Origin of the sequence: Pseudomonas sp. FP453 (assembly GCF_030687495.1) — a bacterium.
Lineage (GTDB): Bacteria > Pseudomonadota > Gammaproteobacteria > Pseudomonadales > Pseudomonadaceae > Aquipseudomonas.
In genome coordinates this window covers 2,515,988-2,531,805 of the sequence record NZ_CP117435.1, presented here as the reverse complement: position 1 = coordinate 2,531,805, position 15,818 = coordinate 2,515,988, and the positions used below count along the sequence as shown (strand labels likewise).

The window sequence follows — 15,818 nt, the reverse complement described above, 5'->3', positions numbered from 1 at the left end:
GCGCACATAACCACCCGACGGAATCACCCGCAGCTCCAGCCGCTCGGCGCAGGCCGGGCCAAACAGTGCATCGAGCCCATCGCCACAGACCAGCAGCACCGGATGCCGGAAGGACGCCGCCGGCAAGGCGGCCGCATCGTCAAGCTGCACGGATGCGCGCAACGCGGCTGCCCTGCGGTTCACGGCGACCCAGGCCAAGCCGATGCCACTCAGCCCGAGCAAGACCCCGGTAGCGCGCACCCAGACGGTGAGTGGAACGATGGCCAGCAGCGCCAGGAGCAATCCCCCACCCCACAGGACGAGCACTCGATGAGAAGTGATGCTCATCTGGCCCTCACGCTTGATCAGGCAAGAGCGAAACCACCGTATCGCTCAACAGTTGATCCAACCCCCACCACATCGCCGCCAACATCACGGCGGCAGCGAGCACATGCAGCAACGGCGATCGCAGCCAGCCTAGCCCCCAGACCACGCCGCCACGCGCCTGGGTAATCAGGCTCTGGCTGAGCCTCAAGGGTGCGACATGGGCATTGAGCGCGTTCAACAGGCGCTCGCGTTCGGGGTCGTTCGGGTCACGGTAGCGACCCTGAAACCCGAGCATCAGCACACGCTGGAACACCGTCAGGACCTGCCGATCAGGCGCGGGTTCGCCTAATACGGCCTGCATGTCCTCGTATAGGAACTCGCCCGCCTGATGATGGTTGAAGAACTCGGCCTGGAGCGGTTTTGCCCACGCGGCCTGATCGTCTTTTTTCGCAAAGGTGAGCACCGTCTCGTCCAGCAACGCGCACTGCGCGTGGGAGATGTAGTCGATGGCGCGCGGGGCCATGCCCGCCGCTGCGAGCCGCTGCCGTACCCGTTCGACCTGCTCGACGCAAAGCGGCCACAGCGGCGGCTGACCCTCGGAGAAAGCGCCCTGGCGCAACTCGACCACCAGGAGATAGGTGTCCTGCAACAGCTCATCGATGTCCACAGGCAATACGCTGCGCCCGCTCGAATTGACCCGGCTCATGTGCGCAACACCGCAAACAGTTCGAGTTTGACCTCGACCAATGTGCTGGGGACGTAGAACGCACACACCCCTTCGGCCAATACCGCCTGCCCTTTCGGATGCGCAAAATTGAGCGCGAAATACTGGTTTTCCAGCCGCAGGGGAATCGCCGCGGGCACATGAGCGAGCGCCAGCAAGGGCACACCGTCGAGTGCCGCGTTGATCAGGTAATCGACCTCGTCCGGCGTGCCCACCTTGCACAACTGCGGGAACTGCTCCTGCAACTGCGCAGCCGGCAGGCGGCTGCGTACCGACAGGTAGAAATCCGCGCCGTCAGGCTCGCGCAGGCGCGGGTCATGCAATTTGACCTGCCAACGATTGGCGCCGTGCACCTCCAGTTCCAGGGCAACCACCCGCGACGGCAGGCTGGCTTCCAGCAACAACGAAATGGTGTTCATCAGGGGCGCGAACACCACTTCCAGCTGGTCGTGATGGTAGGCCGGCACCTTGTCGATATCGTGTTCCAACGAAAACGTCAGCAGGCTGCCTGCGAGTTTGATCAGTTCCCCATAGACCTGCTCGGGATGCCTGGCAGGAAAGTCCCGCAGATCGGCCAGTACCGGCTGGTAGGTATTCAGCGCATTGAGCAGCCAGAACAACGAAACGTCGGCCACGGCAAAGTCGGCCATGCGTTGGTTGCTCTCACGCCGCATGCCCATGAGCCGCTGCCGTTTCGCGGCCAATTGCGTCAACAGGTTGTCCAGCTGGCGCAGCAAGCCTGGATGCGCCGCAAAACTCAGCAGCGGCGGCACATAGACCGGGTCAAGGCTCCAGGCGCCCTGCCCGTCGCGGGCCAGGCGCGCAATGGGACAGGTGACGTAATCGGCGTTGTCATCACTGTGCAGGCGCAGGCTCAGGGTGTGCTCCAGCACGCCGATGGATTGCTTCTCATCGGCGTAGAGGTCCTGGACTTCGCGCCAGTCCTGGCGATAGCGGGTGGGCCGGTCGGGGTTGCCACCGTCAAACAGGCAGTTGTTGCCATTGGCCTGTTCCAGCGGCAACGCCACGTGCACGAGCACCGCTTGATCGGCCGGCAACGGTGCCAACTCCAAGGCAGGCGGCAGGCGGTCCACAGCGTCGGTATCGACCCACGTACCGTCAGGCAGGCGTACACACAATTGGCTGGCCTTGAGTTTGCCCAGGCGCAAGGCGTCCAGATCAAACCCGACCGCCTGGACACCCCACGGGTGCACCAGGCTCAGATGAGCGAGCTGTTGGTGGGCCCAGGCCTCCCATCGGGCCTGTTGCTGGAACTGCTGCGCCGACAGCAATACGCCGCTGGCCCACAGTGGGCGATCAATCTTCATGGCATCGTTTCCCTACGATGGACTCAGGCCTTGGCCTTGGGCATTTGCGAAACCAGCGAGAGGTTCACGTCCATGCCCTCCACCTGGAAATGCGGCACGGCGTACAACTTGACGCGGAAGAAGCCCGGGTTGTCGTCAATGTCCTCCACCGTCACCTTCGCCTCGCGCAGCGGGTGCGAGGCCTGCAGGTCATCGCCGGGATCGGTCATTTCGGTGACAAGCCCGCCAATCCATTTGTTGAGTTCCAGCTCCAGCAGGCGCCGGTCTTTGGTGGTGCCGATGTTTTCGCGCTGGATCAACTTCAGGTAGTGGGCGATGCGCGACAGCAAGAAGATGTAGGGCAGCCGCGCGTTGATGCGGCTGTTTGCCGTGGCATCGGCGGTGTCGTACAGGGCGGGTTTCTGCGCGGAGTTGGCAGAAAAGAAGCATGCATAATCGCGATTCTTGTAGTAGGACAGGGGGATAAACCCGAGGTTGGCAAATTCGAACTCGCGGGTTTCCGGGATCATCACCTCCGACGGAATCTTCACCTGGTTGCCAGTGCCCAGGTCGTACAGGTGAATGGGCAACTCGGTGACCGCACCACCGGACTGCGGCCCCCGGATCTGCACACACCAGCCATTGCCGATGAAGCTCTTGACCATGTTGGCGGCGAACGCGAAGGAGGCGTTGGTCCACAGGTACTTGTGGTGATCCGGCCCCTTGACGCTTTCGATGTAGTTGAAACTGCGCACGGGAACGGTGTCGGGACCATAGGGCAGCCGCCCCAGCACACGCGGCATCGTCAGGCCGATGTAGCGCGCATCATCACTGTCCCGGAACGACTTCCACTTGATGTATTCGGCACGGTCAAAATAATTGCCGATATCCTTGATCGCGGCCACTTCTTCCATGGACGCCTTGCCAAAGAACGCTGGCCCCACGGCCCCCACGAATGGCATATGGGCAGCGGCCGCCACTTTGGAGATATTGCGCAGCAGAGCTATGTCCTGGGGGCTGCGGTCGAATTCGTAATTGGAGATGGCGGCAGCGATGGGTTCACCGCCCGGCGTGTCGTATTCCTGGGTGTAGGTATGCAGGTAGAGGCCACTCTGGGCAATTTCCGGCGCGTCTTCAAAGTCCTGTACCAGATGCTCTTTACTGATATCCAACAGTTCGATGCGCACGTTCTGGCGGAAATCCGTCTGGTCGATCAGCGATTTCACCCCACGCCAGGTCGATTCGACGCGTTGAAAGTCCGGGTGGTGCATGATTGCATCGAGTTGACGGCTTATTTGCCGGTCCAGCGCCGCGATATGTTCATCCAACAGCACCTTGTCCAAACGCTCGAATTTATGTGAAGACTGTTTCAGCAACTGCAGAAATACATTAACCGCCGCAGTAACCCGCTCATCAACCGACACGTCGGAAAGTGCTTCAGTATTTTGAAACACCTCAAGCCCGCCCAACTCCATCACGGGATTCAAGTTGATCTTGCTGAACAGCGCAGCGTAGACCCCGCCACTGTTTTCCGACACGGCAGCATTGCCGTTGGATTGAGATCCAGAATGTTCTACCGACATAGTCAAACCTCCCTTTAAACCGATAGAAATGAATTAACGGCTTGGCGCCAGTGCAGCCAATTCAGCCCGAAGTTCATCACTGAGCGCATCGTCCTTGAGGATGCGTTCCAACTCATGGCGAAAGGTCACGTTATCCAACAGGTTGGATTTGAGATCGCGCAACAGATTGCGCATCGCCAGCAGTGCACGCAGCTGCGGGACCTGCCGCGCGACCTGCTCCGGCTCGAAGTCCTTCAGGCGCTGGAAGCTCAACTCGACGGCGGTGTCGGCGGCCTCATCCGGCAAGGTGTTTTCCACCACCAGTTTGAGCCCTGGCGAGAATTCGCCGAGGACGCTATCAACGTTGTTCTTATTGATATTGATCTTGCCCCGCTCCGACAGCGGGCGTTGCTCTTTGCCGTTGCTGTAGTCGCCCATCACCATTAACTTCAAGGGCAATTCAACTTTTTTCTGGGCGCCGCCGGTATGTAAGTCCAGCTTGATATTGACCCGCGCCTTGGGCACTTCATTTTGAAAACTATCGAGCGTCATAACCCCATCCTTGCCGTATGGCGAACTAATAAATCGGCCGAAGAGGGACTTTATAGTCTGCCCCTGCCGCACCGATGTCTGTCGCCGCAAGAATGGAGTATCCCGGATATTATTTACCAGCCCCCGAACCACGCACGGGAACTTTCGCCAGAGCTTTGAGGATGCATCCTACAAAGTACCCAGATAAACTTTATTTCAACTTTTCATTTATTCACAAACAACAAAAAACGAAATATCTGTCAGAAGAAGAGCTTTCACCCAGACAACAACCTACAACTCGATTATTAAACTTGGGTATAGCCAGATTTTCCCTAACATCAACAGGCGTAAATCCTACAAATACAAGAAGGGAAAGAGAACGACCGGCCGCCTTTCAAAAGGCGATACACGACCAATACCGCAGGGAGCACCTTAGCGCCCCACTGCGGTTCATTGACATCGTAAAAGTTGTAGTTGGCTGCGGCGCGATCAGGCCTCTGGCCGTTTCACCTTCAAATGCCGCGCATACCAGGGCCGTTGCGGCACCCGCTTGAACAACCCCTGCAGCACGTCATCCTCCGTGCCAAAGGTGATGCGCAACGCCAGTTTCATGGTCTCCGGGTCCATCTCCATCGACCGCCCCATCTGCAACCCTGGCGTGGTGCTGCAACCATGGGTATCCGGGCCTAGCCACGGGTCACCGACTTCCACCCAGCGCCCCGGCGCAAACCACGCCACGCCGTTGACCTCAAGCCGGCTGACTTCGCCCGGATTGAAGCGTTCATGGGCACGGAACCAGTCTTCGACACGGTCGTCGATCCAGCCGTGGAAATGCCAGAACACCGGGTTCACATGGGACGAAAACGGGTCGCCGAGAAAGTCGTTCTCTGCCGCATACCAACGCGGGGCAAAGTCTGCGGGGTCGCGGGCGAACGGCACCGGGCCGCCGTTGGAGGGGTCGCGCGGCACCGAGGCCCAGCGCATGTGCAGCCAGTCGTGCAAGCCCAGTTCCATTTCGGAACCGAGCTGGCCCAGGGTCAATTTGGCCAGGTAGCGGGGATCGCGGTATTGGGATTCCCACACCTGGAAATTGCTGTGGTAGGTCTCGGCCGCCTTGATGTCGCTGACCCACTGGGTGTAGTCACCGTCTTCGGGCGCCGACCAGGTGGGCGGCAAGGCGAAGCCGTCGTGGTTATCGAAGTAGCGAACGAAGCCTAGGCGATCACCCTCCAGCGCCGGTTGTGGCTCTGGAAATTGCGGCCAGGATGGCAGGTCTTGCATCGAGCGCGCCGTGCCGAGCATATGGCGATGCATAAAGAAGAAGTCGATGCCCGAGCCGTTGCGGTCCTTGCGTTTGCCCCGTGCATCGCGCTCCTGGCCACGCGGGCCGGGTTGCCAACCGATACCGCGCAGAGCGTCGCGTTTTTCTTCGGAGAGCTTGTGCCATTGGTCACGGGTCGCGTGCCAGAGTTGGTGGAACAAGCGGTGTTCGGCGGAGATCAGCCAGGCCAGCAGGGTTGGATTCAGGCCGATGCGCTCGCGGGCTTCGGGGAACAGTTGTTTGTGCGCGACGAAACGGTGGTCGCGCTCAATCAGTGCCAGTGGGCGATCAAGGTTGAGGATCTGCCCGCTGAGGGTGCCGCTGCCGGCGTTGCCGAACACGCCCCAGACTTCGTCGAGGGTCATCTTGAATTCATAGGCGGGCACACCGCCGGGGGCGTCGCGGTCGATCAGGCGCCAATAGAGCGTGGCGCCCTCCCCCGTAAGCAGGTCGCCAAGGATGCGGTAGCGCGGCTCCCCGGCCGCGCGCAGGTTGGCGGCAGTGTCGAGGTAACCGCGCAGGCCACGACCACGCGGGGCGATGTCCAGCAGCAGCTCCAGGCCTTGCAGCGGCAGGCCCTTGAGGCCGGCGTCGCGGCCTTCCAGGCGCAGGCTCCAGACGCCGCGCAGGCTGTTCGCCAGGTGCTGGCCGGTGGTGTCGGCCAGGTCCACCGTGGCTTCGCCCGGTGTAATGGGGAATTCTTCTTCACGCGTCAGCTCGCGATGGGCATAGAACGCCGCCGGCACGGCCGCGCCGGTCAGGGCCAGGCCTGCGATGAACCCACGTCGAGAGATCGTCATTGTCTACCTTAGGAAACGGCTTAATCAGAGCTAGAACGTTTGCTGGCCGGGGAAATTTACCGCGGGCCCTTTGGCGCCTAAATTTTTGCCCCCAGCGCTCGTTCTTCCCTGATAGCAAAGGCCGCAACTGACTGAGATGGCAATGACAAAACCACGTTCGAAAAAGGCGCTGTACATCGGCTTGCCGCTGGCACTGGCCATCGGCGCCGGGGCCGGTTTCCTGGCCTGGGATCACTGGTTCAGGGGCAACGCCGGCTACCCGCTGGAGGTGATCAAGCAGGCCAATGAGATGCAGGATCGCCTGTTGTCGTTCGACAGCCATATCACCGTGCCCCTGGATTTCGGCGGCGTCGGCAGCGAGGCCGACAAGGATGGCAGCGGCCAGTTCGACTTGGCCAAGGCGGCACGCGGGCGCTTGTCCGGCGCGGCGCTGACCATCTTCGGCTGGCCGGAAATCTGGAACGGCGAAAACGCGCCACACAAACCCACCGAGGGTTTTGTCGAAGAGGCCCGCCACGAGCAGGAGGTGCGCTACAAGATCATCTCCGGCATGGTCCGCGACTTTCCCAACCAGGTGGGCATCGCCTACACCCCGGACGACTTCCGCCGCCTGCATGGCGAAGGCAAGTTCGCGATCTTTATCAGCATGCTCAACGCCTATCCGTTGGGCAATGACCTGAACCAGCTGGATTTCTGGGCGGCGCGCGGCATGCGCATGTTCGGCTTCAGCTATATCGGCAACAACGCCTGGTCCGACTCGTCGCGCCCGCTGCCGTTTTTCAATGATTCCACCGATGCCCTCGACGGCTTGTCGCCGATTGGCCAGCAAGCCGTGCACCGCCTCAATGACCTGGGGGTGATCATCGATGTGTCGCAGATGTCGACCAAGGCCCTGGAACAGGTGGCGCAATTGAGCCGCACGCCGATGATCGCGTCCCACTCGGCACCGCGTGCGTCGGTGGATATTCCGCGCAACCTCAGCGACAAGGAACTGCAACTGATCAAGCACAGCGGCGGCGTGGTGCAAGTCGTCGGCTTCCCGGCGTACCTGCGCCCGTTGAGCCAGCCGACCCAGGACAAGCTCAACACCCTGCGCGCGCGTTTCGACTTGCCGCCACTGCCAAACCTGGCCATGGCCTTGATGCCCGGCGACGCAATCATCGCCGCCTGGCCCGGGCAGAAATTCGGCCAATACGCCCAAGGCCTGTACGGCATCCTCGAGGAAGAACCCAAGGCCAGCCTCAAGGATTGGGGCGACGCCATCGACTACACCGTGCGCAAGATCGGCATCGATCACGTCGGCATCGCGTCGGACTTCAACGACGGCGGCGGTATCGACGGCTGGGAAAACGTCGGCGAGGTGCGCAACGTCACCGCCGAACTGATCCAGCGTGGCTACTCCGAAGCCGATATCGCCAAGCTGTGGGGAGGCAACTTCCTGCGAGTGTGGGACCAGGTACAAAAAGCCGCCAAGCCCTTGGCCAATCGCTAATCACCTAGAAGCACGTCCATGACCGACCGCCGTACGTTTCTCAAGCAGGCCGGCGTCTTTGCCGCCAGCCTGCCGCTGCTGCCCGAGGCACTGGCTGCCACTGCCGCGCCTGCGACAAATAATCCATGGACGGACCTCAAGCAGCTATTCAACCAGGACCCGAGTTACCTGCACTTCTCCAACTTCCTCGTCGCGTCGCACCCAAAACCGGTGCGTGACGCCATTGAACGCTACCGCCAGCAGATCGACCACAACCCCGGGCTGGCGATGGATTGGGGCCTGGAGGAAACCTGGAAACGCGAAGGCCAGGTGCGCGAATGGGCCGGCCGTTATCTAAAGGCCGCACCCGCGCAGATCGCCCTCACCGGCAGTACCTCCGAGGGCCTGGCGATGATCTACGGCGGCATCCAACTGCGCGCCGACCAGGAAATCCTCACCACCGTGCACGAGCACTATGCGACCCAGAACGTGCTGGATTTTCGCGTGCGCAAGCAAGGCACCCAGGTGCGCCGGTTCCAGCTGTTCGAGAGCGCCAACCGCGTCTCGGCCGACGAAGTGCTCGGCAATATCCAGCGCAACATCCGCCCCAACACCCGCGTGCTGGGCATGACCTGGGTGCAGTCCGGCAGCGGCGTGAAGCTGCCCATCGGCGAGATCGGCCAACTGGTCAATGAACACAACCGCCACCGCGATGACAACGACCGCATCCTCTACGTGGTCGATGGCGTGCATGGCTTTGGCGTGGAAAACCTCGATTTCCCGGACATGCACTGCGACTTCTTTATCGCTGGCACCCACAAGTGGATGTTCGGCCCACGCGGCACCGGGCTGGTCTGCGCCCGCGACAGCGAGAACAAATACGTCACGCCGATGGTGCCGACCTTCTCCGAAGACACCAATTTCGCCACCACCATGACGCCCGGCGGCTTCCATGCGTTCGAACATCGCTGGGCGGCGGATGAGGCCTTCAAGCTGCACCTGCAACTGGGCAAGGCGCCGGTGCAGGCGCGCATCCATGCCCTCAACAGCGAGCTGAAAGAGCACCTGCTGGCCCACCCGCAGATCGAACTGGTCACGCCACGCAGCCCTGAACTGTCGGCCGGCTTCACCTTCTTCCGGGTCAAGGACCGGGACAGCAACGACATCGCCGATGACCTGATGAAACAGCGCGTGGTCATCGATGCGGTGAACCGCGACGCCGGCCCGGTGATCCGCACCGCGCCTGGCCTGCTCAATTCCTCCGACGAGATCCAGCGTTTCATGGCCCTGCTGAGCCCACTGCTGTGATGTCCATTTTTCCTTTTGACAAGAGGCCCACATGATTCCATCCCGACTCAAACCCCTGGCCGCCCTGACGCTGGCGACCCTGTGCGGCGCCCTGTTGCCGGGCCTGGCCCAGGCCGCCACGCCGCAGCCGGGCAAGGTATTCAAGGACTGCAAGGACTGCCCGGAAATGGTCGTGCTGCCCGCCGGCACCTTCACCATGGGCACGCCCGAGGATGAAGTCGGCCGCGAGCCCGACGAAGGCCCGATGCACGACGTGACCTTCGCCAAGCCCTTCGCCATGAGCCGCTTCCATATCACCGCCGGCGAATGGGACAGCTACGTGCGCCAGACCGGCGTGAAGATCGCCAACGGCGACACCCGCCCCGGCCGCGAATGCATCGCCAGCAAACCCCGCTACCCGCAAGGGCCGCGCCAGCCGGCGGTGTGCATGGACATGGACGACATCAAGCAGTACGTCAGCTGGCTGTCAAAAAAGACCGGCCAGCAGTACCACATGGTCAGCGAAGCCCAGCGCGAATACGCCGCGCGTGCCGGGACCAAGGGGCCCTTCCCGTTCCCGTTTGACGCGGGCAAGGGCTACAGCATCGCCGAGCACGCCAACACCTACGGCCCGGCGGACGGCTACAGCTATTCCTCGCCGGTGGGCAGCTACGCACCGAATGGGTTTGGCCTGTATGACATGCACGGCAACGTCTATGAACGGGTTGCCGACTGCTACCACGAGAACTATGTGGGCGCGCCGACCGATGGCAGTGCCTGGTCGGAGCAGACGTGCGAGGCCTATATCATTCGCGGCAATGACTGGGGCGAAGCGCCGGTGTTTTCGCGCTCGGGCAACCGCAACAATATCTACCCGCAGACGCGGGGGGATTGGATTGGTTTTCGTGTAGTGCGCGAACTCTGAAGCACTGAACATCCCAATGTGAGAGCCAGCCCATGTGGGAGCTGGCTTTTGTGGGAGCTGGCTTGCCTGCGATAGCGGTCTATCAGTGATTTATGTGCAAACTGGCCCACCGCTATCGCAGGCAAGCCAGCTCCCACATTTTTGATCGGTGTGCGCTTTAGATTTTTGCCAACAGCCCCAACCCCTCATGCAACGCCGGGAACAAGCTGTTATTGAAGTTGTTCCAGCGCAGCTCAAGAATCGTGTCTTCAGGCGAAATCTCCGTCTTCAACACGTCGTGAAACACCTCCCCCGAATCAATGCCGTTATCCACGTAATGAAACGATGCACCGGTGAGGTACAGCGGCTCCGACGGCGTGGTGGCCTTGGTCGCCCAATCCGTCACCGTCAACCCGCGCGCGCCGTACAGCGCATTCCACGTGGCATACGCGCCGCGACGCTCGTAGGGCGATTCGATGCGGGTAATACCGGGGTGAATGTTCATGATGCGCCGCGCAAACGGTGCACCCGGCCGCACCAGTTCATCGAGGATCACCAGCAGGCCATCCAGCACCACGATGTCAGCCTTCAATTCCACCAGCGTGTCATGCAGGCGGCGTTCGAAGTCCTGCTTGCCAGCGATGTGTTCCGCACTGCCCCGTGGCAGGCGGCGATAGGTGGATGGCACGCTCAGCAGCAGGTCGTTGACCAGCTTGCCCTGCACCCGCAGTTCCGCCGGGTACAGCCATTGGCGGCCAGGTTGGTAGGCAAACCCGTAATCCTTGACCAGTTGCTGGTCCCGTGGATTCTGCTCGTCATCGTCGTACACCACGCCGACCAGGTTGTAGGCCTCGCCCAGCGGCGTGTCGTTCAGCGAACCCGCGAGGAACTCCAGCACCGACTTCATATAACGCTCGTGATCCTTGTAGGCCACCGGCTGCCCGGCCTTGTCGGCGGCGGCGTTTCTCAGGGACCACACGTACACCAGATTCTTTTTCGTCATTGTTTCGCTCTCGCTGGATGGACTGCGCGCTGCGTCGGTACGCGTGCGCCTACACCACAAGAACGAACCAGCGCGCCGCCAATTTATCCACGCCGGCCACCGCCGGGCACGCCGCGCTAAATACTCGCCGCGATGCTTCGTTTGTCATGGGTAAGGGTCTGTGTGCCCAGCCCCTCTATTCACTCTCCGGGAAGTATTTATGACCGACCCCAAGCGCGGCGCCTTCAATGGTCTGCTCGCATTGCTCAGACCCTTTCGAACCCTGGTGACGGTGTCCGTCGCCCTGGGCATGGCGGGTGGCCTGGCCATCACCTTCTTGCTGGCCACCATCAACAACGCCCTGCACTCCTCCACCGGCATGACCCAGGGCGTGGTGCTGACGTTTGCCGCCCTGTGTGTGCTGGCCCTGACCAGTTCGATTGTGTCCGACATCGGCACCAACTATGTCGGCCAGCGCATCATCGCGGCGTTGCGCAAGGAGCTGGGTGAGAAGGTGCTGTCGGCGCCCATCGAACAGATCGAACGCTATCGCTCCCACCGCCTGATTCCGGTGCTGACCCACGACGTCGACACCATCAGCGATTTCTCCTTCGCCTTCACCCCGCTGGCCATCGCCACCACCGTGACCCTCGGCTGCCTGGGCTACCTGGCGTACCTGTCGGTGCCGATGTTCCTGCTGATGATTGTCGCCATCGCCATTGGTTGCAGCGTGCAGTTCATCGCCGGGGCCAAGGGCATTCGTGGCTTTGACGAAGCCCGCGACCTCGAAGACGAACTGCAACGCTACTACTCGGCAATCGCCTCGGGGGCCAAGGAACTGCGTATCCACCGGCCACGACGCTACCGCATGAACACCCACCGCATCCAGGAAACCGCCGACCGGATCAGCGATATCCAGGTGCGTTCGGTGAACATCTACATCGTCGCCAAGACCTTTGGCTCGATGCTGTTCTTCGTGGTCATTGGCCTGGCCCTCGCCCTGCAGGCCTACAGCCCCAACCCGGATCCGGCGGTGATCACCGGTTTCGTGCTGGTGCTGCTGTACATGAAAGGCCCGCTGGAACATGTGGTGGGTTACCTGCCGATCATCGGCAAGGCGCGCATCGCCTTTGCGCGCATCACCGAACTGGCCGACCGGTTCTCATCGCCGGAACCGCACTTGCTGATGGACGCCAGCGAAGCCCCGCACCCGCAGGTGCACAGCCTGGAACTGCGCGGCGTGAGCTACAGCCCGCCGCCGGTGGAAGGCAGCGAGCCGTTCCACCTGGGGCCGATCAACCTGAGCATCAAGCAGGGCGATATCGTGTTTATCGTCGGCGAAAACGGTTGCGGCAAGACCACCCTGATCAAGCTGCTGCTTGGCTTGTATCAACCCCAGGCCGGGGAAATCCGCCTCAATGGCGACACCGTGACCGACCCGGTGCGCGACGACTACCGCCAGTTGTTCACTACCGTGTTTGCCGACTACTACCTGTTCGATGACCTGGTGCAAGGCAGCGCCACGCAGTCGCTGGACAGTGCGACCAAATACCTGGAGCGCCTGGAAATTGCGCACAAGGTCAGCGTCAAGGACGGCGTGTTCAGCACCACCGACCTGTCCACCGGCCAGCGCAAGCGCCTGGCGCTGGTCAACGCCTGGCTCGAAGAACGCCCGGTGCTGGTGTTCGACGAATGGGCCGCCGACCAGGACCCGGCCTTCCGCAAGATTTTCTACACCGAGCTGCTGCCGGACCTCAAGCGCCTGGGCAAGACCATCATCGTGATCAGCCACGACGACCGCTATTTCGACATCGCCGACCAGTTGGTACGCCTGCGCGCGGGCAAAGTGGTGCACGAAATGGAGCCGGCGTGAAAAAAGTTTTCCGGTTTCTCCAAGTAGGAACGTCTCACTAGTGGTAATGAGAATCTAACTCAATAAACATCTATAATCTGCCCACTAAAACATAGAAGAGAAAGCATTCATGTCAGTACGACTCGGTCTGAGCCCCCTGAGCAAAGCGCTGTCCATGCGCCGGGCCCTGCACTTCAACCTGTTGCCCAGCGCGCTGGCCCTGGCCGTGTCGCTGCCGATTGCTGGCTATGTGCAGGCACAGGAACTTGAGATCGACGTTCCGGCCCAGCCCCTGGGGAGCGCACTGCAAGAATTCGGTCGCCAGACCAACCTGCAAGTGCTGTACAGCCCGACCGACGTGGAAGGCAAGCGCAGCAATGCCGTCAAGGGCAAGCTCGACCCGGACCGCGCCATCACCAGCCTGCTCAAGGGCACCGGTGTCGGTTACGGCCTGCAAGGCAACACCATCAGCATCAGCGCCCATGCCGCTTCCGGCATGGAGCTGGGCGCGACCCAGGTGACCGCCAACCAACTCGGCACCGTGACCGAAGGCACCGGTTCCTACACGCCGGGCACCATCGCCACTGCAACGCGCCTGGTACTGACCCCACGGGAGACGCCGCAATCGATCTCCGTGGTCACCCGCCAGGCCATGGACGACTTTGCTCTCAACTCGATTGACGACGTGATGCGTCATACGCCCGGCATTACTGTGTCGACCTATGACAGCGAGCGCACCAACTACTACTCGCGCGGCTTCTCCATCAACACCTTCCAGTACGATGGCATCCCGACCCTGCGTGACGCCCAGTACTCCGCCGGCCAGACCCTTACCGACATGGCCCTCTACGACCGCGTCGAGGTGCTCAAGGGCGCCACCGGCCTGCTCACTGGCGCCGGCGGCGTGGGCGGCACGCTCAACCTGATCCGCAAGAAACCGACCGCCGAGTTCCAGGGCAACATCGAACTCGGCGCCGGCTCCTGGGACAACTACCGCTCGCAGATCGACGTCAGCGGCCCGTTGACCGAATCCGGCAACATCCGTGCGCGTGCGGTCGCGGCCTACAACGACAAGCACTCGTTCCTCGACCACTACACGCGCAAGACCAGTGTGTTCTACGGGATTCTTGAAGCCGACCTCGACGAAGACACCCTGCTGACCGTCGGCGCCGACTACCAGGACAGCGACCCCAAAGGTTCCAGCTGGACCGGCAGCCGCATGATCTTCGACGCCGAAGGCAAAGAACTGGACTTGCCACGCTCGTTCAACAACGGGCCGAAATGGGGTTCGTGGGCGCAGTACACCCGCACCGCCTTCGCCACCCTGGAACACAACTTCAGCAATGGCTGGGTCGCCAAAGGCCAGTACAACCACCAGATCAACGGCTACCACGCGCCGCTGGCCGCCCTGTCCCAGGATCGAGGCAACCAAAGCTCGCTTTACGCACGTAAACACGTCGGCGAAACCACCAGCGACAGCCTGGATGGCTACGCCACCGGGCCGTTTGAACTGTTTGGCCGCGAACACGAACTGGTGGTGGGCCAGTCCGTCTCCATCAGCAAATGGAAAGGCAAGAGCTACGACGCCACCTTTGCGCCGGGCACCAACTCTGCGGACTTCTACAACTGGAACGGCAACATTCCGGAACCGGCGTGGTACCTCACCCGCGTCCTCGACCAGACCAGCCGCCAGACCGGCAGCTACGTCACCAGCCGTTTCAGCCTGACCGACGAAATGCACCTGCTGCTCGGCGCGCGCCTGGCCAACTACCAGGTCACTGGCACCAGCCGCTCTACCGAAAGTGGCAAAGTCGTGCCGTATGCCGGCCTGACCTACGACCTGAACGACAACTTCACCGCCTACACCAGCTACACCGAGATCTTCCAGCCGCAGACCGACTACCGCGACCGCAACGACCAGATGCTCGAACCGGATGAAGGCAAAAACTACGAAGTCGGTATCAAGGGCGAGTTCTTCAACGGCGCCCTGAACACCAGCCTCGCCTACTTCGAAGTGCACGAGACCAACCGGCCGGAACTCGATACTTCTGAGGGTGCGAGCCTGATCAACGACTCGCCGTACTACGGCATCAAGTCCAAGACCAAGGGCTACGAAGCGGAAATCTCCGGCGAAATCGCCACCGGCTGGCAGTTGCAGGCGGGTTACACGCACAAGGTGGCTCGTGACGACAGCGGCAACAAGATCTCCACCTGGGAACCGGAAGACCAGGTCAACCTCTACACCACCTACAAGCTCACCGGCCCGCTGGACAAACTGACCATCGGCGGTGGCGCACGCTGGCAGAGCGAGGGTTGGAAGTCGATCCGCAACTCTGGCCTGCGCCGCTCCGAAATCCTCACCCAAGACCCGTACTGGCTGGTTGACCTGATGGCCCGCTACCAGATCACCAAGAACCTGTCGGCGAGCGTCAACGTCAACAACGTGTTCGACAAGAACTACTACACCAACATCGGTTTCTATGACTCCGCCTACCCTGGCGACCCGCGCAACTTCATGGTCACCACCCGCTACAACTTCTAAACCCGGCGTCCAAACAAAAGCCCCGTATCGCGAGATACGGGGCTTTTTTTGTGCCTGCAAAAACACGGTGAGTCAGGTAACAAGGATGTCGTCTGTGCCGCCGCCATCGCAGGCAAGCCAGCTCCCACATTTTGAACGGTGTACACCTGACACAGCCTGTAAACCCACTCCCCTGTGGGAGCTGTCGAGCTTTAGCGAGGCTGCGAAGGCGGCGGCACAGGCGAAAGAG

General features: G+C 61.5%; 11 protein-coding genes. 5 read left to right on the top strand and 6 right to left on the bottom strand.

Annotated features, from left to right (window positions below):
- Positions 1-334 precede the first annotated feature (334 nt).
- The 5 genes from tssL to PSH87_RS11460 all read right to left on the bottom strand — a co-directional run bounded on the left by tssL (position 335) and on the right by PSH87_RS11460 (position 6,551).
- Positions 335-1,012 (bottom strand): type VI secretion system protein TssL, short form, encoded by a 678-nt coding sequence (tssL, locus tag PSH87_RS11480; protein WP_026136649.1) that lies wholly within the window; start codon positions 1,010-1,012, stop codon positions 335-337.
- Positions 1,009-2,358, bottom strand: a complete 1,350-nt coding sequence (tssK, locus tag PSH87_RS11475) for a type VI secretion system baseplate subunit TssK (RefSeq protein WP_017735583.1) — start codon at positions 2,356-2,358, stop codon at positions 1,009-1,011. The genes tssL and tssK overlap by 4 nt, the downstream gene beginning before the upstream one ends.
- Positions 2,359-2,381: 23 nt before the next feature.
- Positions 2,382-3,920, bottom strand: a complete 1,539-nt coding sequence (tssC, locus tag PSH87_RS11470) for a type VI secretion system contractile sheath large subunit (RefSeq protein WP_305433685.1) — start codon at positions 3,918-3,920, stop codon at positions 2,382-2,384.
- Positions 3,921-3,953: 33 nt separating this feature from the next.
- On the bottom strand, positions 3,954-4,451 hold the full coding sequence (tssB, locus tag PSH87_RS11465) for a type VI secretion system contractile sheath small subunit (RefSeq protein WP_017735585.1): 498 nt from the start codon (positions 4,449-4,451) through the stop codon (positions 3,954-3,956).
- A gap of 468 nt (positions 4,452-4,919) precedes the next feature.
- Entirely contained in the window at positions 4,920-6,551 is a 1,632-nt protein-coding gene (locus tag PSH87_RS11460) for a PvdJ/PvdD/PvdP-like protein (protein ID WP_305433684.1), read from the bottom strand.
- A gap of 142 nt (positions 6,552-6,693) precedes the next feature.
- On the opposite strand from PSH87_RS11460, the gene pvdM reads away from it, so the two are divergent.
- Genes pvdM through PSH87_RS11445 form a run of 3 tightly spaced genes read left to right on the top strand, consistent with a single transcriptional unit; the run spans position 6,694 to position 10,234 of the window.
- Complete coding sequence (pvdM, locus tag PSH87_RS11455) at positions 6,694-8,043, top strand: pyoverdine-tailoring dipeptidase-like protein PvdM (protein ID WP_305433682.1); 1,350 nt, start codon at positions 6,694-6,696, stop codon at positions 8,041-8,043.
- 18 nt (positions 8,044-8,061) lie between these two features.
- A complete protein-coding gene (locus PSH87_RS11450; RefSeq protein ID WP_305433680.1) occupies positions 8,062-9,330 on the top strand; it encodes an aminotransferase class V-fold PLP-dependent enzyme in 1,269 nt (422 codons plus the stop codon).
- Positions 9,331-9,361: 31 nt separating this feature from the next.
- Positions 9,362-10,234: a formylglycine-generating enzyme family protein gene (locus PSH87_RS11445; RefSeq protein WP_305433678.1), complete on the top strand. Its 873-nt coding sequence runs from the start codon at positions 9,362-9,364 to the stop codon at positions 10,232-10,234.
- A gap of 157 nt (positions 10,235-10,391) precedes the next feature.
- On the opposite strand, the gene PSH87_RS11440 is transcribed toward PSH87_RS11445, so the two are convergent.
- The gene (locus PSH87_RS11440) at positions 10,392-11,216 is read right to left on the bottom strand and encodes a N(5)-hydroxyornithine transformylase PvdF (protein WP_305433676.1); all 825 of its coding nucleotides are present in this window, start codon (positions 11,214-11,216) and stop codon (positions 10,392-10,394) included.
- Positions 11,217-11,415: 199 nt separating this feature from the next.
- Here PSH87_RS11440 and PSH87_RS11435 point away from each other — a divergent pair, with 199 nt between their 5' ends.
- Positions 11,416-13,068 (top strand): cyclic peptide export ABC transporter, encoded by a 1,653-nt coding sequence (locus PSH87_RS11435; protein ID WP_017735591.1) that lies wholly within the window; start codon positions 11,416-11,418, stop codon positions 13,066-13,068.
- A gap of 154 nt (positions 13,069-13,222) precedes the next feature.
- Complete coding sequence (locus tag PSH87_RS11430; RefSeq protein ID WP_305434297.1) at positions 13,223-15,589, top strand: TonB-dependent siderophore receptor; 2,367 nt, start codon at positions 13,223-13,225, stop codon at positions 15,587-15,589.
- The last annotated feature ends 229 nt before the right edge of the window (positions 15,590-15,818 follow it).